This window comes from Actinophytocola sp., from assembly GCF_035942955.1.
GTDB lineage: Bacteria > Actinomycetota > Actinomycetes > Mycobacteriales > Pseudonocardiaceae > DASYTH01.
Window position 1 is genome coordinate 54,942 of the sequence record NZ_DASZCQ010000075.1, and the last position, 22,226, is coordinate 77,167.

At 70.9% G+C, this 22,226-nt stretch carries 15 protein-coding genes and 1 pseudogene; 8 read left to right on the top strand and 8 right to left on the bottom strand.

The genetic code is table 11. The features are described 5' to 3' along the window. Positions 1-70: 70 nt before the first annotated feature. Together VGX25_RS08160 and VGX25_RS08165 are read right to left on the bottom strand one after the other, a co-directional pair. Positions 71-952, bottom strand: a complete 882-nt coding sequence (locus tag VGX25_RS08160; protein WP_326917046.1) for an ABC transporter permease — start codon at positions 950-952, stop codon at positions 71-73. Positions 953-1,017: 65 nt separating this feature from the next. Further along, entirely contained in the window at positions 1,018-3,903 is a 2,886-nt protein-coding gene (locus VGX25_RS08165; RefSeq protein ID WP_326917008.1) for an alpha/beta fold hydrolase, read from the bottom strand. A 325-nt stretch (positions 3,904-4,228) separates the two neighbouring features. Here VGX25_RS08165 and VGX25_RS08170 point away from each other — a divergent pair, with 325 nt between their 5' ends. Then, complete coding sequence (locus tag VGX25_RS08170; RefSeq protein WP_326917009.1) at positions 4,229-5,251, top strand: TerC family protein; 1,023 nt, start codon at positions 4,229-4,231, stop codon at positions 5,249-5,251. Positions 5,252-5,277: 26 nt separating this feature from the next. On the opposite strand, the gene VGX25_RS08175 is transcribed toward VGX25_RS08170, so the two are convergent. The 4 genes from VGX25_RS08175 to VGX25_RS08190 form a co-directional block, all read right to left on the bottom strand. After that, positions 5,278-5,523: a hypothetical protein gene (locus VGX25_RS08175; RefSeq protein ID WP_326917010.1), complete on the bottom strand. Its 246-nt coding sequence runs from the start codon at positions 5,521-5,523 to the stop codon at positions 5,278-5,280. 210 nt (positions 5,524-5,733) lie between these two features. Next, the gene (locus VGX25_RS08180; protein WP_326917011.1) at positions 5,734-6,387 is read right to left on the bottom strand and encodes an RES family NAD+ phosphorylase; all 654 of its coding nucleotides are present in this window, start codon (positions 6,385-6,387) and stop codon (positions 5,734-5,736) included. A 24-nt stretch (positions 6,388-6,411) separates the two neighbouring features. Then, entirely contained in the window at positions 6,412-6,996 is a 585-nt protein-coding gene (locus tag VGX25_RS08185) for a DNA-binding protein (RefSeq protein ID WP_326917012.1), read from the bottom strand. Further along, positions 6,993-7,484, bottom strand: coding sequence for an HdeD family acid-resistance protein (locus tag VGX25_RS08190; RefSeq protein ID WP_326917013.1), 492 nt, complete (start codon positions 7,482-7,484; stop codon positions 6,993-6,995). Before VGX25_RS08190 ends, VGX25_RS08185 begins: the two co-directional genes overlap by 4 nt. A gap of 237 nt (positions 7,485-7,721) precedes the next feature. On the opposite strand from VGX25_RS08190, the gene VGX25_RS08195 reads away from it, so the two are divergent. The 5 genes and pseudogenes from VGX25_RS08195 (at position 7,722) to VGX25_RS08215 (ending at position 17,394) form a co-directional block, all read left to right on the top strand. After that, on the top strand, positions 7,722-9,278 hold the full coding sequence (locus VGX25_RS08195; RefSeq protein ID WP_326917014.1) for a sugar ABC transporter ATP-binding protein: 1,557 nt from the start codon (positions 7,722-7,724) through the stop codon (positions 9,276-9,278). After that, a complete protein-coding gene (locus VGX25_RS08200; protein WP_326917015.1) occupies positions 9,275-10,285 on the top strand; it encodes an ABC transporter permease in 1,011 nt (336 codons plus the stop codon). The genes VGX25_RS08195 and VGX25_RS08200 overlap by 4 nt, the downstream gene beginning before the upstream one ends. Before the next feature lie 219 nt (positions 10,286-10,504). Then, positions 10,505-11,315, top strand: a pseudogene (locus tag VGX25_RS08205) (substrate-binding domain-containing protein). Positions 11,316-11,333: 18 nt separating this feature from the next. Beyond that, positions 11,334-13,829 carry a glycoside hydrolase family 172 protein gene (locus VGX25_RS08210; protein ID WP_326917016.1) on the top strand — a complete coding sequence of 832 codons (2,496 nt, stop codon included), beginning with the start codon at positions 11,334-11,336 and terminating at the stop codon, positions 13,827-13,829. 331 nt (positions 13,830-14,160) lie between these two features. Further along, positions 14,161-17,394 (top strand): NACHT domain-containing protein, encoded by a 3,234-nt coding sequence (locus tag VGX25_RS08215; protein WP_326917017.1) that lies wholly within the window; start codon positions 14,161-14,163, stop codon positions 17,392-17,394. Here the strand turns inward: VGX25_RS08215 and VGX25_RS08220 are convergent. Beyond that, positions 17,363-18,355, bottom strand: coding sequence for a LacI family DNA-binding transcriptional regulator (locus VGX25_RS08220; RefSeq protein ID WP_326917018.1), 993 nt, complete (start codon positions 18,353-18,355; stop codon positions 17,363-17,365). The two genes, VGX25_RS08215 and VGX25_RS08220, sit on opposite strands and share 32 nt — an antisense overlap. Positions 18,356-18,454: 99 nt before the next feature. Between VGX25_RS08220 and VGX25_RS08225 the strand changes: the two genes are divergently transcribed. Both VGX25_RS08225 and VGX25_RS08230 read left to right on the top strand, forming a co-directional pair. Further along, positions 18,455-19,864 (top strand): L-fucose/L-arabinose isomerase family protein, encoded by a 1,410-nt coding sequence (locus VGX25_RS08225; protein WP_326917019.1) that lies wholly within the window; start codon positions 18,455-18,457, stop codon positions 19,862-19,864. Between the two features lie 93 nt (positions 19,865-19,957). After that, complete coding sequence (locus VGX25_RS08230; protein ID WP_326917020.1) at positions 19,958-21,445, top strand: FGGY-family carbohydrate kinase; 1,488 nt, start codon at positions 19,958-19,960, stop codon at positions 21,443-21,445. On the opposite strand, the gene VGX25_RS08235 is transcribed toward VGX25_RS08230, so the two are convergent. Beyond that, complete coding sequence (locus tag VGX25_RS08235; RefSeq protein ID WP_326917021.1) at positions 21,446-22,189, bottom strand: arginase family protein; 744 nt, start codon at positions 22,187-22,189, stop codon at positions 21,446-21,448. Positions 22,190-22,226: the final 37 nt, after the last annotated feature.

Consider the following 22,226-nt stretch of genomic DNA (forward strand, 5'->3'; position numbering starts at 1 on the left):
TGGCGCGTGGCGTCGGCGTGTTGGCGTCGTGCGCGGCCAGCACGGCGACGTGGCGCGCCAACACGCCGGATCAGCTGGTGATGTCCTTGGTGCGGAAGCGGCGCCAGGCCAGGATGCCGAAGAGGCCGGCGTAGACCACGGCGGAGAAGGCGCCGTTGGTGATGTTGTCCCAGTCGATGTCGCTGGCGATGAGGTCCGACCAGGCGAACGCGTAGTGCGTGGGCAGGTAGTTGCGCAGGCCCTCGAGCGCGGTGATCTGGTCGAGGATCTGGGACAGGATCGACACGAGCACCGTGCCGCCGACCGCGCCGAGCGGGGCGTCGGTGGACACGCTGAGGAACAGCGCCAGGCCGGCCATCCAGGACAGGTGGACGGCAAGGTAGGCGATGGTCAGCACCAGGGCGATCATGGAGTCGCCGAAGGAGATTGCGTCGCCGGTCGGGCTGACCGCCTCGCCGGTGCCGTAGAAGATCACCCCGACGGTCAGCGCGACGGCCGGCAGCAGCGCGATCGCCGACAGCGAGAGCAGTCCCGAGGCGAGCACCTTCTGGCGCATCAGCCGGTGCCGCGGGATCGGCATGGCCAGCAGGTACTTCAGGCTCGACCAGGACGCCTCGCTCGCCACCGTGTCGCCGAAGAACAGCGCGACGATCACCGGCAGCAGGAAGCTGCCCGACGCGAACAGCGTGAACACCACGAAGTTCGGGGCGCTGGCCGTGGCCAGGTCGACGAACCCGCCGGAGCGCCGGGCGTTGTCGGAGCTGCCGAACTCGAACGCCGCCCAGATGATGAACGGCAGCACCACGAGAAAGCCGTACACCAGCTGGGTCCGGCGGCGGCGCAGCTGGCGGGTCAGCTCAACGCCCAACCGCAGCGTGCGGCGCGCTTTGTACCCCACGACCGCGCCGTCCGGCCCGAACTCGAGGTGCTCGTGCGCCGCGACCTTCTCCATGCCGTCGATCGCGGCCGGATCGGTGTGCACGTCGTGATCGTCCACAGTAGACAACTTCTCGTCGCTCACTGCGCCTCCTCCCCGACCAGCTGCAGGAACGCGTCCTCAAGGCGGCGCCGCGGGCCGGCCTGCTCGACCCCGACCCCGGCCCGCACCAGCGCGCTGAGCGCGTGCGAGCGGGGCATGCCGTCGAGGTTGGCGTGCACCGCGTCGCCGTCCACGACCACGTCGGTGACCCCGTCCACCGCGCCGAGCACCTCGGCCGCGGCCCGCGGGTCGTCCACCCGGAAGGTGACCTCGCCGCCGCCGGCCACGATCACGTCGACGGCGCCGGCCGCGACCAGCCGGCCGCGGTGCATGACCACCACGTGGTCGCAGGTCTGCTCGACCTCGGCCAGCAGGTGGCTGGACACCAGCACGGTCCGCCCGGTGGCGGCGTACCGGCGCAGCACCTCGCGCATCTGGTGGATCTGCGGCGGATCCAGCCCGTTGGTCGGCTCGTCGAGCACCAGCAGGTCGGGCAGGCCGAGCATGGACTGCGCGATGGCCAGCCGCTGCCGCATGCCCTGGCTGTAGGTCTTCACCCGGCGGTGCACCGCGTCGCCGAGCCCGGCGATCTCCAGCGCCTCGTGGAAGTGTGCCTGCTCGGCCGGCCGGCCGGTGGCGGCCCAGTACAGCTCCAGGTTGGCCTGGCCGGACAGGTGCGGCAGGAACCCCGGACCCTCCACAAAGGACCCGATCCGGGACAGCACCGGCGCGCCCGGGTACACCTTGTGCCCGAACACCCGCATGGTCCCACCGGTCGGCAGCACCAGCCCCATCAGCATGCGCAGGGTGGTGGTCTTCCCGGCGCCGTTGGGCCCCAGCAGGCCGAGCACCTGGCCGCGCTCCACCCGGAAGGACAGGTTGTCTACCGCGGTCACGCCGCCCGGGTAGGACTTGGACAGGTTCTCGATCACCAGCGGCACGCCGGACAGCTCGGCGTCGGAGTCGTCCGCGCGGCGCCGCCGCAGCGCGCCGTACCCGGCGAGCAACACGCAGATCCCGATCACCACGGCGATGCCGAGCAGCGGCGCGCTCGGCGGGCCGGTGCCGGACCGGCTGCCGGGCACCAGCGGCAGCTCCAGCGGCGCGTTCTCGGCCAGCGAGATCTTGTACGCGGTCGGCCGGGCCGGCGTGGCGTAGGCCTGGTCGGTCGTGGTGATCACCAGCTCCACCCGGTGGTCGGCCTCGATCGGCCGGACGATGCCGGGCAGCGTGACGGTGACCTCGACCGGTGTGCCGTCGGCCGGCAGCTGGGGGATGCGCACCGGGGACACCCCCGAGCCCGGCAGCGTGCGCACCCCGTCCGGCCCGACGTCGTAGAGCTTGGCGAACAGCACGGCCCCGTCCGGCGCCGGCAGCTGCGGCACGGCGGCCACCCTGATCCGGGCGGTGCTGGCGCCGGCGATCAGCAGCTGCCCGCTCAGCGGCCGGCTGCCGAACCGGGCGGACTGGCCCGGCAGGTCGATGGCGATCCGGTTGGCGAACCGGGACGAGGTGCTGAGCATCGAGCCCAGTCCCGGCATGTTGCTGATCGAGGCCGGGTTGCCGCCCGGCGGGTTGACGATCGTCTGCTCCTGGCCGAACACCCGCAGCTGGCGGCGCTGGGTGGGACCGGTGCCGGCCAGGCCCGGGTAGCCGCCAGCGGTCACCGTGCGCACCGACGGCGCGCCCTGGGCGCGCAGGGCGCCCTGCACGGCGTACTCGAACCCGGTGCCGGGGTCGTCGCCCTGCCCGCGCAGGTGGTAGCCGAACCAGTCGGCGATCTTGCCGCGCAGCTCCGGGCCGGGCCGGCCGCCGTCATGGCCGCCGGTGTACCAGATGACCTTCACCGGGCCGCCGGCCGCGCTGATCTGCCGGGCGTTCGCGTCGGCCTGGTCCAGCCCGAACAGCGTGTCCTGCTCGCCCTGCACCAGCAGCGTCGGCTTGGTGATCTTGTTGGTGACCGACATCGGGGAGACCGAGCGCAGCAGGTCGATCACCGGCTTGCTGGCCCGGCCGGTGGTGGCCACCTCGGCATAGGCCAGGCAGATCTCCTGCCGGAACTTCCCGCACGGGTTGCCGCCCTGCACCGCCGCGCCGAGCCCCGGTCCGCCGCGCCCGGCGTCCGGCCCCGGGTCGACCGGCGTCGCGGCGGCGCCCCCGCCGCCGCCGCTCTGGTTGTCGTCCTCTGTTCCCGGCTCGACCGCGTCCGCGCTCGGGTTGGCCAGCCCGGCCCCGCCCATGCCGGCGGCGAAGAAGATCCCGGCCCAGGCCCGCTTGAACACGCCGTCGTCGGCGAACGCGTTGGCCGACGGCGTGCCGGCAAGGGCCGCGGTCGTCGCCGAGTTGGGCAGCAGGGCCTGGCTGAGGTCGTTGTAGGTGATCACCGGGACGAGCGTGTCGACGCGCGGGTCCGAGCCGGCGAGCAGCAGCGACAGCGCGCCGCCGTAGGAGCCGCCGGTGACCCCGATCCTCGGGTCGTTGGGCCCGTCCTGGACCACCTCGCGCCGCTGGGCCAGCCAGTCGACGAGCTGGCGAGCGTCGGCGACCTCGTAGTCCGGCGAGTTCAGCGCGATCTCCCCGGTGCTGCGGCCGAATCCGCGGGCGGAGTAGGCGAGCACGACGAACCCGCGCTCGGCGAGCTCGCGGGCGTCGGACACGACGCTGTCCTTGCTGCCGCCGAAACCGTGCGCGACCAGGATCGCCGGCGCCGGAAGCCGGTCAGGGGCGGGCAGGTAGAGCGTGGTGTCGAGGTCGACCCGCTGGTCCCGCGCCGGCCCGTCGACCACGCCGATGACCTGGTCGCGGGTGTCCACCCGGGGCGGCTCGCCGCCGCTGGTCGCCCACACCACGCCGGCCGCGCCGAGCACGACGACGACGATCGCGACGGCGATCAGCCGGGTTCGCTTGCGAAGAGTCCTGGGCACAGCAAGACCGTAGGCGACGCTTGCTGAGAGTAGCTGAGAAGGTGCTCAAGCTGGAGTTCCATCGGGCGTCGAGCATCCCCAGCGACACTGGCGGAGTGCGGAGTGTGACAAAGGCCCAGCCGGGAATAGGCCGCTCGACTGGTGCTCGGCACCCGACGTCAGAGACAATTGGGGTGGCTGTGGAGGGGAGTATTCCTTCGCGGCGGCGTCGTCAGCACGGATCCGGCCGGATCCCGGTGCCGTCGGCCAGCGAGTCCCTCGACTTCCTCGCTGGCGGAAGAGACCTCCGGTTGACGGCGCATGCCCGCCAATCGGAGGTTAGTGGATGAATGTTCCCGCGTGGGTCTGGATCGCGACGATCGGCGGTCTGCTCCTGCTCCTGGCGATCGACCTGGTGATCGTCGATCGCAAACCGCACGAGGTCACGGTCGGCGAGGCCGCCCGCTGGGTGGTCTTCTACATCGGCTGCGCCATCGCGTTCGGCATCGGCCTGTGGATGTTCGCGGGCGGGACCTACGCCGGTGAGTTCGTGGCCGGATACATCACCGAGTACTCGCTGTCGGTGGACAACCTGTTCATCTTCCTGGTGATCATGGCGGCGTTCGCCGTGCCCCCGATCCACCAGCACAAGGTGCTCCTGGTCGGCATCCTGCTCGCGCTGATCCTGCGCGGGGTCTTCATCGCGATCGGCGCCGCGGTGATCGCCGAGTTCAGCTGGGTGTTCTACGTGTTCGGCGTGTTCCTGGTGTACACCGCCTACAAGCTGTCCCGGTCGGGCCTCGGCGGCGAGAACGACGAGTACAAGGAGAACCGCGCCACCCGGTGGGCTCGCAAGCTGCTGCCGGTCACCAAGGAGTACCACGGCGCCAAGGTGTTCACGAAGATCAACGGCAAGCGGCTGGCCACCCCGATGTTCATCGTCATGGTGGCCATCGGCTCCGCCGACGTGATGTTCGCCGTCGACTCGATTCCGGCGATCTTCGGCCTGACCAAGGAGCCCTTCCTGGTCTTCACGGCCAACGCGTTCGCCCTGATGGGCTTGCGGCAGCTGTACTTCCTGCTCGGCGGTCTGCTCCGCCAGCTGCACTACCTGTCCGTCGGCCTGTCGATCATCCTCGGCTTCATCGGCGTCAAGATGATCCTCGAGGCCCTACACTCCAACTCCCTGCCGTTCCTCAACAACGGCGAGGCCCTACCCGTCCCCACCATCGGCATCGGCCTGTCCCTCTCGGTGATCATCGGTGTCCTCGTCATCACGGCGGTCGCCAGCGTCGTGCGGTCCCGCCGGGAGAACTCCGCCACCCCAGAGCCGAAACCGGAGCCCGAGCCGGCCGACAACAAGCGCTGACCCCCAGCCCCTGCGGCGCCCGGCCCCTATGCGGCGGTGAGGACCTCGACGAGGTCGAATCGGGTGTGCAGCTCGGTCCAGGTGGCGTGGTGCCAGCCGTCGGTGGAGTGGTAGCGGCCGTCGGGTCCGGGTTGCCAGGTGCGCATCCGGTTGTCCCGGACGGTGGGCCGGTCGGCGGGGTCGGGGGTCGAGCCGATGCCGGCGACAAGCCAGACGCGGGGCCGGGCGGAGGGCCGGCCGGGGACGTTCCGGGTGGCGGTGGAGGTGCTCATCGTCGGTCGACCTTCCTGCTCGGACGGATCGGATCGTTCTGTTCCCACAGTATCAGAACGGAATCATTTGTTCCAGTGCGGTGGTGGAGGTTCTTCCGGTGGTGGGCCCTCGGGGGTGTTGTGTGACGTGACTTACGTTATGGCCGGCTGACCTGTGCGGACACCAGGGATTCCCCCGGATTCGAGGTGGGGTTGTCCCTACCTTTGCGGCTACAGGAGCGTGTAGTTGAGCTCGTCGCAGATCCGGGCCAGCGGCAGGTCAAGGCCGGGGTAGTCGAGCGGCAGCAGCACGTCGGGGGCGGCCGGCAGCGCGCTGGACGCGGGCGGGTCCCACAGGCAGACGGCGGGAGCGCCGGAGTCCATCGAGGAGCGGTACCACAGGCCGTCCAGCTCGGGGTGGGCGGAGCGGATGGCCCTGGCCCAGGCCTGGGTCATGGTCTTGGCGCCGCTGCTGATCTCCTGGGAGGCGCCGGCACGGGTCGGCCACAGGCCGGTCAGGTCGAGCAGGCACAGGCCGCGGCGCGGGCGAAGGACGACCAGGTGCGGGCGGCGGGTGGATCTGTCCACTATGGACGTCGTCTGGAACACCTCGGCGATGCTGGTGCGCACCGACAGTCCGAAGTAGATGGACCCGTGCTCCCGGGTGGTGGTGGGGCCGCCGTCCGGGTCGAGCGGGTGCGGGTCGAACCGGGCGTGCGGCAGCGGGCCGGTCCGGCGGAAGGTGTTCCAGCGCTGCCGGTGCCGGCCGCCCGCGGCAAAGATGCGGACCAGCCGGGTCTCGGTGTGCACGGCCACGATGTCCTCGGCGGTGCGCAGCAATGTGCGCAGCTGGGCAGGCGCGGGCGGCTGGGGGAGCCGGGCCATGGACGGGATTCCTTGGCGATGAGGTCAGGCGGGCGTGCCAAGGGTGGAGGCCAGCTTGGCCACCGGCTCGGGATCGCCGCTGGCCAGCAGCCACGCCCGGGGGCTGACCGGCTCACCGTCGATGCGCAGGTCGGACTGGGAAGTGGTCATGAACGCCGCGACCACGAGCGGGGGCTGGTCGTCCGGCACGGCCTCGAGCACGGCCTCGAGCCCGGGAAGCACACCGGTGCTGGTGAACTGCCAGGCGGGCAGGCGCCAGCCGCCGCGTTCCTTCCAGCCGGACAGCCGGCGGGCGAGCAGCCGATGGCGGATCCGGCTGGGATCGACGCCGATCGTCTCGGCGGCCTCGGCCACGGTGACCGCGGAGTCCCTCAGCACCGCCTGGGCGGCGACCGCCCGCGCCCGGTGGTCGCCGTCGCTGCGGCGCCGCGGGGAGAGGTCGAGGCCGACGGCCGTCAACGCCTCCTGCTGCTCGGGGTTGAAGTAGTCGGCCGGGTCGGGGTCGGCGGGGGACAGTTGCCTGGCGGCGTCCTCGACCAGCGTCAGGAACTCGTCGGGATCGACCCGGAGCCCGGCCTTGGCCAGAACGGTCTTCAGCGAGGCGGTCACACACCCATGGTAGCCCGGCCGTGCGCATTCGTGCGCCCCACGCGGCGGACCCGCAGCCCGAACAGGATCAGGGTCAGGCCCCACACGACGGCGAACGTGGCGATCGCGATCACCAGCCCGATGGCGCCCTCGGTCGGCTGCACAACGAGCAGCAGCCCGAGCACCACGCAGACGGCGCCGGACAGGGCGAGGAACCACTCGTTGCTGATCACCTTGCGGAGCCGGACGGCCGTCGCGATCTGCAGGACACCGGCGATCAGCGCCCACACCGCGATCACCAGCAGCAACACCATCGTGGTAATCCCGGGCCACACGAACGTGACGACACCGGCGAGGATGCCCAGCACGCCCAGCAGCACGTACAGCCACCGGTCCCCGGCCGGCGCGGTGCGGTCGGCCGCACCGATCATGACCGCGGACACGCCGTCGACGAGGGTGTATGCGCCCCACAGCAGCACGAGCGCGAGCACCGTGATGCCCGGCCACACAGTTCCGCCTCTCCGGGATTTCATGCGGTGGTTGCGTCCCAGCGAACGGTGCGGATATCCGGCGGATTGTGGCTGGGCGCCGTCACGGTCCCCTGAGGTCCGTTGATCGGCACGAGGCTATGTCAAGAGATTTCGTACCAGGTCACCCGGTTGGCAGACCTTGACACCTGCGAGCGGCTGGCCCTAGCGTCTGAGAAATCGATTACTCAGCCGTTGCCAGGGCGACCGAGGGATGGCATGGACGACGGGGTCACCGCGCTGGTCGAGATGATCGGCGTCAGCAAGTCCTACGGCGGGGTCCGGGCCTGCCGGGACGTGGACTTCACCGTCCGCGCCGGCGAGGTGCACGCGCTGCTCGGCGAGAACGGCGCCGGCAAGTCCACCCTCATGCGCGTGCTGTCCGGCGACGTCACCGACTACCGCGGCACGGTCCGGGTCAACGGTTCGCCGGCCCGGTTCACCGCTCCGGTCGACGCGCAGCGGGCCGGCATCGCCATGATCCACCAGGAGCTGGATCTGGTGCCCGACCTGTCCGTCGCGGAGAACATCTTCCTCGGCCGCGAGCCGCGGACCCGGCTGCGCACCGTCGATCGCCGCCGGATGACCGCCGAGACCCGGCGGCTGCTGGCCCGGTGCGGCATCGCGCTCGATCCGCGGCGGCCGGTCGCCGAGCTGCGCACCGGCGAGCAGCAGCTGGTCACAATCGCCAAGGCGCTCTCGCTGGACGCCACCGTGCTGATCATGGACGAGCCGACGTCCGCGCTGTCGCCGGTCGAGGTGGAGCGGATGTTTCTCGTGATCTCCGAGCTGCGCCGGGCCGGCTCGGGAATCGTCTACATCTCCCACCGGATGGAGGAGATCGGCCGGATCGCCGACCGGGCGACGGTGCTGCGCAACGGCGCGGTGGTCGCCGAGTTCGACGCCAGGGAGCTGACCGCGGCACGGGCGGCCGAGGCGATGGTTGGGCGGCCGGTGCAGGCGATGTTTCGGGCCCGCGGCACCGAGCCGGGGGAGGAGCTGCTGGCCGTCAGCGACCTGGCGGTGCTGCCCAGGCGGGAGCGGCCGGGCCGCCGGGAGCCGGCCGGGATCACGCTCACCGTGCGCCGCGGCGAAGTCGTCGGGGTGGCGGGACTTCTGGGTTCGGGCCGCACGGAGCTGCTCGAGACGCTGTTCGGCGCCGGGCCCCGCGGCCGCCGGCTGGGCGAGGTGCGGTTCCGCGGCCGGCCGGTGCGCCCACGCCGGCCGCGCCAGGCGCTGCGCATGGGTATCGCGTTCGTGCCGGAGGACCGGCGGATCTCCGGCCTGGCCATCGGGCACTCGGTGCTGGCTAACACCGTGCTGTCCATTGTGGACCGGATTGCGCTGGCCGGGCAGGTGCCGCGGCGGCGGGAGGTCTCCGCGGTGCGGCGGATCGTCGACGAGCTGAAGGTGAAGCTCGGCTCGGTGCACGACCCGGTCGGCACGCTGTCCGGCGGCAACCAGCAGAAGGTCGTGTTCGGCCGGATGCTGCTCACCGAGCCGGAGCTGCTGCTGCTGGACGACCCGACCCGGGGCGTGGACGTCGGCGCCAAGGCGGAGATCTACGCCCTGCTCGGCAGGGCGACCGAGCAGGGCATGGGGATCCTGCTCGCCTCCTCGGAGCTGGCCGAGCTGATCGGCGTGTGCGACCGGGTGGTGGTGCTCAGCGGCGGGCGCAGCGTGCGCGAGCTGGACACCCGCGCGGTCACCGAGGCCGACCTGCTCGCCGCGGCGATGGGCGAGTCCGAGGCGGTGCTGGCCGTGGAGGCGTCGTGACCACCGAACTGGCGCCACCGCGGCGGCGCGTCGAGCTGGTGTCGGCGATCTTCCGGTTCCAGAGCCTGTTCGGGCTCGTCGCCGTGTTCGTCGCGGCCGTGGCGTTCTCCCCGCGGCGCAACGGCGAGCTGGTGTTCCTCAGCAGCGAGAACCTGTTCAACGTGGTCCGCGCGGTGTCGGAGATCGGGATCATCGCGGTCGGCATGACGTTCGTGATCCTGATCGGCGGCATCGACCTGTCCGTCGGCGCGGTCCTCGGCCTCACCGCGGTCGGCTCCGCGGTGCTGATGGTGGACAACGACTTCGGCGTGCTGCCCACGGTCGTCATCGTGCTGCTCGCCGGGCTGGGCTTCGGCCTGCTGCAGGGCGTGGCGTCGGCCATGTTCGGCATCCAGTCGTTCATCGTCACCCTGGCCGGGATGCAGATCGCCCGCGGGCTGGCCAGGATCTGGTCCGGTGGGCAGGGCGTGGCGATCGCCTACGGGGACGGGCCGGGCGAGGCGCCGGTGGCGTTCTCGCTGCTCGGCGAGCGCACGTTCAATGGCCTCGTGCCGATCCCCGCGCTCATCTTCATCGTGGTCGCCGCGCTCGCCGTCGTCTTCCTGCGCACCAGTGCCTTCTCCCGGCACGTGTACGCCATCGGCGGCAACGAGAAGGCGGCGCGGCTGTCCGGGGTTCCGGTCACCCGGGTCAAGATCGCCGTGTTCGCGATCTGCGGGCTGCTCGCCGCCCTTGCCGGGATCATCCACGCCGGGCAGCTCAACCAGGGCAGCCCGAACGACGGGTTCGGCTACGAGCTGGACGCCATCGCCGCCGTCGTGATCGGCGGGACGAGCCTGTCCGGCGGGCGCGGCTCGGTGGTCGGCACCGTCGCCGGGGCGCTGCTGATCGGCGTGCTCACCAACATCCTGCGCCTGCACGGCGTGGACTCCAACATTCAGTTGATCATCACGGGTCTGGTCATCATCGTCGTCGCCGGCCTGCAGCAGCTACGACCGGGGGCCTGAGCGCTCGAGAGGAAGGGATTGGACATGCTACGTAGCCGCACCGCGGCCGTGCTCGCCGCGTGCGCCGTGCTCACCGGGACCGTCGCGTGTGGAACGACGAGTGAGAACTCCGGCCAGGCGCAACAGAACAACGGGGCGAGCAGCAAGTGCAAGGGGCCGGACGCCAAGTACACCATCGGGATGAGCCAGGCCAACCGGGCCGAGCCGTACCGGGAACGGATGGACGACGACATCCGCACCGCGGCCGCGAGCGTCCCGCAGTTCACCGTCGAGTTCGCCGACGCGCAGCAGGACAACTCGCGCCAGGTGTCCGATGTGGAGTCGTTCATCACCAAGCAGGTCGACCTGCTGATCATCAGCCCGAACGAGGCGACCCCGCTCACCGCCGTGGTGCAAGGCATACGACCGGGGCATCCCGGTGGTCGTGCTGGACCGCAAGGTGGACGGTGACGCGTACACCACCTGGATCGGGGCGGACAACGTCGAGATCGGGCGGGCGGCCGGCAGGTACGTCGCCGAGAAGCTGCTGCCCAACGGCGGCAAGGTCGGCGAGATCCGCGGGCTGGCCGGCTCCACCCCGGCCAAGGAGCGCGGCGACGGGTTCCGCGAGGCGATCGCCGGCAAGAACATCGAGATCATCGCCAGTGCGGACGGCGACTGGTTGCGGGAGAAGGGCCAGGCGCAGGCCGACGCGATGTTCAAGGCGCACCCGGACATCCAGGTGCTCTACTCGCACAACGACCCGATGGCCGAGGGCGCCTACCTGGCGGCGAAGTCGGCCGGCAGGGACCAGTCGATGAAGTTCATCGGGATCGACGCCCTGCCCATCCCGTCCGGCGGCATCAAGGCCGTCGAGCAGGGCCGGCTGTCGGCCACGTTCGTCTACCCGACCGCAGGCAAGGAGGCCGTGGAGACCGCCAAGAAGATCCTCGTCGACTGCCAGCAGGTGCCCAAGACCCAGACCCTGCAGACCCAGCTGATCACCAAGGAGAACGCGGCGGAGGTCTACGCCAAGGCCAATGGCTCATAGCTGAAGAGGAGGGTCGTGATGCGTGTCCGCTCCCTGCTCGGATCCGCAGTCAGTATGGTGTTGGTCGTCTTCGGGTTCGCCGCGGCGCCAGCGGGTGCGGCGGCGGCCGCACAGCCGAAGGGGGCGATGGCAGTCGTCGACAAGGGGCCGGTCGGCTGGGACGTCTACCGCCGGTGGGACCGGATGGCGGCCATGCGGCCGGGCGCGCAGACCCGGCAGTTCTCCAGCTTCGACCGCACGGGCGGCAACAACGACGGCTTCGACGGCACCTACTCGTGCCTGCGGCAGAGCGGCGATGGGTGCGTGATCGCCGAGCGGTCCGGTCCCGGGCAGATCGACTCGATGTGGTTCACCCGCGACTTCGGCTCGATGGTGCGCACCGGCCGGATCAAGGTCGAGCTCGACGGGATCACGGTGCTCGACGCCCCGCTGCAGGACGTGGTGGACGGCCGGCTCGGGGCGCCGTTCGTGTGGCCGCTGGTCGGCAACGGCGACGACACCGCGGGCGGCGCGGTGATCAAGGTGCCGATGCCGTACCGCGAGTCGATGCGCGTCACCACGGCGGCCAACCCGCTCTTCTACCACGTTACCTACCGGGAGTTCGCCGACGCCGACGGGGTGTCGACGTTCGACCCTCGCGACCCGGCGCAGGACGTCGTCGACCGGTTGCGCGCGTACGGGTTGCGCGATCCCAAGTCGCCCGCCGGGCCCGCTGTGTCCACTGTGGAGGATGCGCGGGCGGCGGGCAGCTGGTCGGTCGCGCTGGCGGGCTCGGGCTGGATCAACCAGGTGCGGGTCCGCATCCCGTCGGTGGTGGCCAGCCCCCGGGTCGGCGACGACGGGCGGGCGTTCGGCGCCGGCGGCTCGAGCACCTTCCGGATCGCCGTCGATCCCCGCAACCAGGGCGTGCGGATCAGCCGCCGGCTGGACCCGCACATCGGCCAGCAGCGGGCCCGGCTGATCGTGGACGGGCAGCAGGTCGGCACCTGGGACTCCGGCGCGGCGCAACCCATTGGCGGGTGGGCGAACCAAACCATCGAGGTGCCCGCCGCGCTGGCCGCGGGGAAGTCGCGGTTGTCCGTGCGCAACGAGTTCATCTCGTCCTCTTTGGACGTCAACGAGTTTCGCTACGACGTGCACAGCAGGGTCAACGGTGACTGGCTGCGCACCGATGTCGTGGACGTCGGTCCCGGTCACCCCGGTGACGAGCGCGCCCACGACTACGCCATCACCGCCCAGAACTGGCAGGGATACCGGGTCTTCCGCTACCCGGTGGACGCCGCCGAGCTGACCCGTTCCGATGCCGTGCTCGCCGGCGCGCGGCTGCGCATCACGTTCGACGGGCAGACCACCGTCGACGCACCGATCGGCGAGTTCTTCGGCGGCTCGGGCCTCGGCGAGTACGACACCCGCACCCTGATGTCCGCAATGGACACCGCGCCGGACGGCTGGTACACCTCGTGGTGGCCGATGCCGTTCGCCGAGTCCGCCACCGTCGCCCTTGTCAACGACAGCGGGGTGCCGATCGGCGACGTCTCGATCGAGGCCACCTTCGCCGCCGACCCCAGCGTCGGCGCGGCCCTGCGCGCCGGCGCGCTCGGCTACTTCCACGCCACCCACCAACCCATGGCGCACACGGTGGACGGTCGCGATTGGACGTTCCTCGAGGCGACCGGTCAGGGCGTGTTCTACGGCGTCACGCACACCATGCGCGGCGACATCCCGTCCGGCAACCGCCGCAACTACCTCGAGGGTGACGAGCGCGTCTATGTGGACGGCGCCCGCACCCCCACCCTGCACGGCACCGGCACCGAGGACTTCTACGAGTCCGGCTGGTACTTCCGCGACGGCACCACCTACACCATGCCCCTCGCCGGCAACCCCGCCTACGAGCTCGACGGCGACGGCTGCCGCTACGACTGCACCGGCGCGTACCGGTTGATGCTCGGCGACGCCGTGTCGTTCTCGTCCGCCCTCCGCTTCGACATCGAGCACGGCCCCGCCAACGACGCCCCCGCCTTCTACAGCTCGACCGCATACTGGTACGGCACCCCGGCTGTGCTGTTGACCGAAACCGACCTGCTCGACGTGTCCGACGACGCCAGCCGCGCCGCCCACGACTACCGCGCCACCGGCGAGACCCGCGCCGCGCTCCAGTCCACCTTCGAAGGCCGCAACGATCGGCTTCCGGTCAGCCACGGCGTCGCCTCGGCCACCGGACCCATCGAGTTCACCCTCACCACCCGCCGGGACAACGCCGGCGTCCGCCTGCTCCGCATGAGCGACCAAAGCACCGGCTACCAGCGCGCCGACGTGTACCTCGGTGACACTCTTGTCGGCGAATGGCTCCAACCCCTGGCCAACCCCCATTCCCGATGGTTGGAGGACACCTTCGAGCTCCCGGCCGCGCTCACCGCGGGCAAGTCCACCCTCGCCATCCGCATCGTCCCCAGTCCCGGCTCCCCACCCTGGTCAGCCGCCCAATACCGAGTTCTCACCCGGGCCGCGAACTAGCGTACGAACACCTGGAAGGCCAGCGCCGACCCGGACTTCGCGGCGAAATGACCCGCATCCTGCAGCTCTACGACACCACCGGCCGATGGGCGGGTGGGGTGTGTCGATGAGTTCGGGCCGCCGAACCTGCAACCCCGGCCCGGCAAGGGCTGGTTCCGCCGCGGGCAGCATCGTCACTGGCACTTCGTGCCGAACAGCGATCATGAGTCGAACCACGGTGACTGGTCGCCGCGACGTGAGTGCGCCTTAGGGCGTGAATTTCAGACCCAGGACACTCGATTCTTGGCCATATGGGAGAATTCCTCCCGCCAAGGTTCCCTGGAGGTTCGGCATGCGGCGGCGACCCGCACCGGTTACGGCCGCCGTCGTCGCGATTGCACTGGCCCTCGCCGGCAACGTGGCCACCAACACCATTCAGATTACGACCACATGGGGTCAACTGATGGCGTGGACGGTGGTCGCGTTGCTTGCAGTGGTCGTGGTCGTTGACACCGTGCGCGGTAAGGCGCGGTCTCAGGGTGAGAATCTGCACGCGATTGCCGAGGACCTCGCCGCCGTAGTCCGCAAACAATGGCAGGATGAGGCCGCTCACCGGGAGCTCAACGACCCGTATCCGTTACCGGTCCGGTGGCGACACGCCAATCCGGAGTTGTTCGCGGACTGGGCCGACGTGGAGCGGCTGGCCAAACATGGCGCAGGCTGGCCGCCACCGCACGCGTGGGCACGGTCAATGATCGACCTGGCCGGTGCGGACGGCGACTTGGCCGCGGTGTGGGAGAGCGTCCCCACCGGCCGCCTCGTCGTGCTCGGCGAGCCCGGAACCGGCAAGACCATGCTCCTCGTTCGCCTCGTCCTCGATCTCCTTGCGGTTGGGCGAAGACAGCCCGGCACCCCGGTCCCGATCCTGGTGTCCGTCGCCTCATGGGACCCCACCAGCCAAGATCTCTATGGCTGGCTCGCCGACCGCCTCGCCCTGGACTATCCCGCTTTGGGCCGCCGGTCCACCGAGGGCACCCTGGCACGGGCCATGCTTGACCGCGGATTGATCACGATGATCCTGGACGGCCTCGACGAAATCCCCGCGCCCGTCCGCGGCTCCGCCATCGCCGGAATCAACCAGGCAATCCGGCCCGGCCAACGACTGATCGTCAGCAGCCGCATCGACGCTTACCGCGAAGCCGTCCGCCCGCCATCAGGAATCGAAGTCACCCTTACCGGCGCAACCGGAATCCAGCTGTGCCCTCTGACCGCCCACGACGTGGTGTCCTACCTGCGAACCAGCGCTGGCGGCCCAGCCGGCGAGGAACGCTGGGACGACGTCGCAACCGCGCTCACCGGATCCGAACCGAGCGCGGCACAACAAGCCCTCGTAACGCCACTGATGGCCACCCTCGCCCGCACGATCTACAACCCACGAGCCGGAGAAGCCGTCACGTCCCTACCGCACCCGAGCGAGCTGCTCACGCGGACCTCACCTGCCGCCGTCGAACAACACCTGTTCGATGGCTTCATCCCCGCCGCCTACCGCCCGCATCCCAGCCACGCCGCCCGGTGGAACCCGGACCGAGCCCGGAAGTGGCTCGGGAACCTTGCCCATCATCTGGAGCACGACCACCACGGCACTCCCGACCTGGCCTGGTGGCGCCTGCACATCCGCCGCAACCCGATCCGACCGACCGCAGCGCACGTGCTGGCTATCGGATGCCTGGTCGCAGTGGTTGCCGGCTTGGCCGCCGCTCTCCTGCACCGCCTGTCCGCGAATTTGGCGATCGTCGCCGGGCCGCACGTCGGCGTCACCACCGCGCTGGCATACGGCATCGTCTTCTGGCTTACCGGACGCCTCAAGATCGCCCTGATCGCGGCGCTGATCGTGGGAATCGCCGCGGGGTTCACCGTCGGTCTCGGCTCAGACCTGGGGCTCGCCGGCCAGTCTCCCCTCAACATCGCCTTGGTGACCGGGCTCGCGGCCGGATTCACGCACCGACTCAGGGACAACGCACCAACCGGCCTCAGGGCGGGTTTCTGGGCCGGGGCCGCGGTCTGGGTGGCCTACCTGCTGTCCGGGGCCCTGATCATCTTGATCGGGACCGGCGACTGGTCGGGATTCACCGACTACGCACTGGCAGTGCTGACCGACGCGGTGAAGGCCGGCCTGTTGGTCGGTCTGGTCACCCGGCTGACCGCCGCCGTCACCGCCGCCGGCCGGATCCCCGGCTCACGCGTCACAGGAGTCATTGGTGGACTGCTGATCACCACTGTGACTGGACTGGCGGACGGCATCAGCGGCGGGCTCACGAGCTTCCTGGTGAACGGCCTGCGATATGGACTGGCCGCCGGACTGCTGATGGGCGTGACGACCTGGCTGGTCGTTGCGCTCACCGCCGGTCGGTTCGGTCCGGGAGGCGGCATGACCTCGCGTCCGCTCCTGGTGGGAACCCTCGCCGGGCTGGCATTCGGTCTTGCCGATGGGTTCAGGTATGCCTTCGACGCCAGCGACGGGACGATTTCCCGGTTCCTCGCCGCGCTTCTGGTTGGCACGCTGCGATCAGGTCTGACCGCCGGGTTGACTGTCGGTGCGGTAGCCGTGGTGACCAGTCGGTCGGTTCCGCGTCGCGGCACGCTCGTCTGGCCGCTGGTCGCCGGAGCCCTGGCCGGACTGGCGATCTTCGCTGTTGGCTGGCTGACCGAGGGGATACTGTACGGCGCTTCCCTCGATCCGAGATCGCGACTCGCCGAAGCCTTGTCCTATGGGTTGATCTATGCATCAACCATCAGCCTGGCTCGGTTCGCCAGAAGCGCCGGCGCACCTGCCTTGGTCGGTGCGGCGGTGGCTGGGGTCGGCTATGGACTGTTCTCCGTGGTTCTGAACTCGCCGAGTTACGGGCTGGCGACCGGCTTCGCCGTGGCGTTGGCGGTCGAGGTGGCGCGCCGGCTCACCACGGCGTCAGGCCCGGCTCAAAGTCCGAAGTGGACGATCGGGGGCCTGAGTCTCGCTGTACTTATGGGGAGTCTGGCCGGGATCACCGTCTGGTTCTACGGCGACATCGAGGGGGGCGTGACGGCCGGCGTTCTCGTCGCCGGAGCCGTCTGGCTCGTCTACGGGATCGATGTCCGGCCGGAGATCACGACCGTGCACGCTCCCGGCCGGGTGCTGACCAGGGACCGCAACACGTTCGCCGTTCTCAGCACGGCAATCGCGTTGGTGGTGGCCACCCTGTTCGCATTTGCTGCTTCCGAGGGTCAGGGTCATGGGTTCGATGCGCTGACCTGCTTGGTTGCGCTCGGTTATGGCGTGGCCGCCGGGACTCTAGTTGCGGCGGGCCGCTCAGCGTGGCCCAACTACTTCCTGGCCCTGTGCCGGTTGGCGCTGACCGGACGCGCCCCATGGCCGCTGATGGCGTTCCTGTCCGACGCCCACAGCCGACGCGGTGTCCTGCGCCAGAACGGTGCCACCTACCAGTTCCGCCACCTGTACCTGCAGCGTCGCCTCGCCGGAAAAGTCCATGAGACCCATGAACGGGCTGCCGTCGGATCTACTGGTGGTGGGAGCTGCCGCGGGCGATGAGGCGGGCGCCGAGGGTGGTGGTGGTCGGGGGGCGGTCGTTGTCGGCGATGCGGGCCAGGAGGAGTTGGGCGGCCACGGTGCCGATCTCGTAGGCGGGTTGGGCGACGACCGACAGCGGGGGGTCGACCAGCTCGGCCCACGGGACGTCGTCGAAGGCGATCACGCCGACGTCGGCGCCCGGGCGGCGGCCGTACTCGCGGAGGGCGGCCAGGACGCCGATGGCCATGGCGCTGTTGGCGACCAGGAGCGCGTCCGGGGGGTCCGGGTGGGCGAGCAGGTCGCGGGCGGCCTTGTGGGCGCCGGCGGCCTTGAACTCGGTGCGGCGGACCAGTCGCGGCGAGCCGCGGCGGCGGGCGGCGCGCAGCGCGTCGCGGTAGCCGGCGAGGCGGTCGTCGGCGGTGCGCACGCCGGCGGGGCCGGTGATGCAGCCGATGTTGCGGTAGCCCTGGTCGATCAGGTGCTCGGTGGCCTCCCGTGCGGCGAGGCGGGTGTCCACGAGCACCATGTCGCTGGTGCGGTCGGGCAGCGGCCGGTCGACGGCGACCACCGGGGTGCCGCGGGCGAGCAGCCGGTCGATGTTGATCGCGGTGGTGGGGGAGACGATCACGCCGGCGACCCGCTCCTGGATCGCCACGTCGAGGTAGCGGCGCTCCTTGTCGGCGTTCTCGTCGGAGTTGCACAGCACGACCGAGTAGCCGACGCCCTGGGCGATGTCCTCCACGCCGCGGGCGATCGCGGTGAAGAACGGGTTCTCGACGTCCGAGATGATCAGGGCGAGCACCGCGGTCTCCTGCCGGCGCAGGTTGCGTGCCGGACCGTTGGGCTGGTATCCGAGCTCCCGCGCCGCGTCCAGCACCCGGGCCACCAGCGCAGGGTCCACTGTGGACTTCCCGTTGAGCGCCCGGGACACGGTCGCGGTGGACACGCCGGCGCGGGCGGCAACGTCGTTGATGGTCGCCACGGACGCCTCGCTCTCGCCTATTGACACTCTGCGGGGTGCAGAATAGCTTCAGAGTAAACGATTACTCGACGTTCGCGAGCGATCGGCATGGGAGGGATCGTGGCCCGCATCGGCGTGATCAACATTTCGGACGGCCGGGACTACGTGCACCGGGGCATCGCCGACTTCATCCGGGCCAACGAGGACAAGCTGGTCGCCCGGCTGGAGGCGGCGGGCCATGAGGTGATCCGGGCGCCCGAGCCGGTGTCGACCAACACGCTGGCCACCTCGCTCGCCCGCCGGGTCGAGGCGGCCGGGGTCGACCTGACCGTGCTGCACTACTGCGTCTGGGCGTTCCCGCACTTCACCATGCTCGCCGCCGGCCAGCTCACCGGCCCGTTGCTGCTGCTGGCCAACATCGACCCGGTGCAGCCGGGCATGGTCGGCATGCTGGCCGCCGGCGGGGCGCTGGACCAGGTCGGCAGGGCGCACACCCGGCTGTGGGGTGACCCCGACGACACCGGGCTGATCGCGGCCATCGGGGTGCGGGCATCGGCGGCCGCCGCGGTCGCGGCGCTGCGCGGGCAGACGTTCGGCCGGATCGGCGGCCGGCCGATGGGCATGAACACGGCGGTGGCCAACACCGACCAGTGGCAGCGCCAGTTCGGCATCGACGTCGAGGAGATCGACCAGTGGGAGATCGTCCGGCGGACCGAGGCGGCCGACCCCGCCGAGAAGGCCGCGGCCCGGCAGTGGCTGGAGCGGCACACCACCGTGCACTACGACGGCGCCAAGCTCACGCCCGAGCTGCTTGAGCGTCAGGTCGGCTCGTACCTGGCGATGCGTGAGCTGATCGACGAGTGGAACCTGGACTTCACCGGCATCAAGGGCCAGCCGGAGCTCACCCAGTACTTCGCCACGATGGACATCGCCGAGGCGTTCCTCAACGACCCGTACGACTGGAACGGTCCCAAGGAGCCGCACGTGTGCGCCACCGAGGCGGACATGGACGGCGCGCTGACCATGCAGCTGCTCAAGCACATCTCCGGCACGCCGGTGCTGTTCGCCGACGTCCGGCACTACCACGGCGACCGGGACATCTGGGATCTGTGCAACTCCGGGCAGCACGCCACCTGGTTCGCCGCCCGCAGCGACGACCCGGCGGAGAACCTGGCGCGGGTGCACCTGTACCCGGAGGTGTTCTTCTTCCCCGCCGGCGGGGCGTCCGTGCATCATGTCGCCGCCCCGGGGCGGATGACGTTGGCCCGGCTCACCCGGCACGACGGCCGGTACCGGTTGCAGCTGATGCTTGGCGAGTTCGAGAACTACGACGACGCCACCACCGAGGCCCTGATGAAGATGTCCACTCCGGAATGGCCGCACGCGTTCGCCCGGCTGGACGCGCCGGCCGAGGTGTTCCTGTCCCGGTTCGGCGCCAACCACATCCACGCGGTGCCCGGAGACCGGCGCCCCGAGCTGCGCGCGGTGTGCGAGCTGCTGGACGTCACGCTGGACGAGTTCGCCCGGTGAGCGGAGCTTGCAGAGCGAACCAGCCGACACTGCCCCGTCGCCGAGCTTGCGAGGCGACGGGGTCTCCCATCACCGAGCTTGCGAGGTGATGTCTTGAGCGTGCTCATCGGGATCGACATCGGCACGGCCAGCTCCAAGGGCGTGCTGGTGTCCGAGCACGGCAAGGTGCTGGCAAGGGCGAGCCGTCCACATGAGACGTCCAGCCCACATCCCGGCTGGTTCGAGCACGACGCGGAGTCGGTGTGGTGGGCCGACTTCCTGGCCCTGGCCGGCGAGCTGATGTCCGCGGTGGACGGTCACGATCTTGCCGGACTGGCCGTGAGCGGGATCGGGCCGTGCCTGCTGCCGGCCGACGCCTCCGGGCGCCCGCTTCGCCCGGCCATTCTGTACGGAGTGGACACCAGGGCGGCCGCCGAGATCGCGGAGCTGACCGAGGAGCTCGGGGCCGGGGAGATCCTGCGCCGCGGCGGCACCCCGCTGTCCAGCCAGGCGATCGGGCCCAAGATCCGGTGGCTCGCCCGGCACGAACCGGAGATCTACCGGCGCACCGAGCGGCTCCTGATGGCCAGCTCGTACCTGGTGCACCGGCTGACCGGCCGCTACGTGCTCGACCACCACTCGGCGAGCCAGTGCGACCCGATGTACGACCAGAACGCGCTGGGCTGGGCGGACGACTGGGCGGCGCGGGTCGCGCCCGGGATCCGGCTGCCGTCCCTTGCCTGGCCCACCGAGGTGGTGGGCACCGTCACCGCCGAGGCGGCCCGGGAAACCGGTCTGCCGCAAGGACTTCCGGTCACCGCCGGCACCGTCGACGCCTGGGCGGAGGCGGCCAGCGTTGGCGTGCGGGCGCCGGGCGACGTGATGGCCATGTACGGCACCACGATGTTCCTGATCCAGGTCCTGGCGCAGGGTCGGCCGGATCCCGGGCTGTGGACCACGAGCGGCGTGTTCCCCGGCACCCGGACCCTCGCCGCCGGCATGGCGACCTCCGGCGCGCTCACCGACTGGCTCCGCCGCCTCGTGGGCGCCGACTTCGCCACCCTGGTCGCCGAGGCCGCCGAGGTGCCGCCCGGCAGCCGCGGCCTGCTCGTGCTGCCCTACTTCGCCGGCGAGCGCACCCCGATCTTCGACCCGTCCGCGCGCGGCATGATCGCCGGTCTCACCCTCGCCCACGGCCGGGCCGAGCTCTACCGAGCGGCACTCGAAGGCATCGCCTACGGGGTGCGCCACAACCTCGAGGTGATGCGCGCGGCCGGCGGCGCCCCCCCCCGACTGGTCGCCGTCGGCGGCGGCACCCAGGGCGGACTGTGGACCCAGATCGTGTCCGACGTCACCGGGCTTGCCCAACAGGTGCCGGCCGAGACCATCGGCGCGTGCCTCGGCGACGCCCTCCTGGCCGCCCTCGCCGTGGGCATCGACGTGGACCATGAGGCCTGGAACCCCACCGCGCACACCGTCCGCCCCGACCCCGCCCGGACCGCCCACTACGAACCCTTCTACCGCCACTACCGCGACCTCTACCCGGCGACCATGAACGTCGCCCACTTCCTTGCCGCGCAACAACTCGCGGCCGACGGGTAGCTATCCGTTCCACCGGGTGAGGGCGGTGGCGATGGGGGTGCGGAGCCGGGTGGCGGGGGTATGGGTGGGGTGCCAGGTGCAGGCCAGGCCGATACCGCAGACCTGGGCGGTGGCGAGGATCTGGCGGATGGTGTCGGTGACCTCGGTGATGCCGGGGCCGGCGGGGGCGGGGTAGCGGAGGCCGGGAAGCTCGAGCGGGTCGACGATGTCGAGGTCGACGTGGAGGTAGAGCGGGCCGGGCGGCAAGGTGCGGGGGGCGTCGGCGAGGGGGACGTGGCGGATGGCGGACGTGCCGAGGTAGTCGGCTTCTGGCGGGTCGAGATCGCGGGCGTCGACCAGGACGATGCGGTGCTCGGGGACGGGGCGCAGGCCGAGGGCGTTGGCGATCAGGTCGGGGCGGTAGCCGGCGAGGATGCGCAGCGGGAGGCCGCCGAGGTACCCGGACGTGGTGGTCTCCAGGGTCTGGACGTCGCCGTGGGCGTCGAGCCACACGATGGCCGGGTCGAGGCCGGAGCGTTGCAGGCCGGCCACGGTGCCGAGGGCGGTGACGCAGTCGCCGGAGATGACGACGGGGTGAGGGGATTCGCGGACGGCGGCGGCGACGGCGCCCTGCAGCGCGGCGAGGCGGGACCAGGCGTCGCCCTCCGGGAGGGGCGCGGTCACCGTCCTATCCGGATGCAGCGGGACGTCGAGGGTGGGAAGGTGCTCGTCGAGGTGGTAGGGGACCAGGATCCGGGTTGTCACGCCCGCGACGGTAGTCCCGGGGCAGCCGAGAAATGCG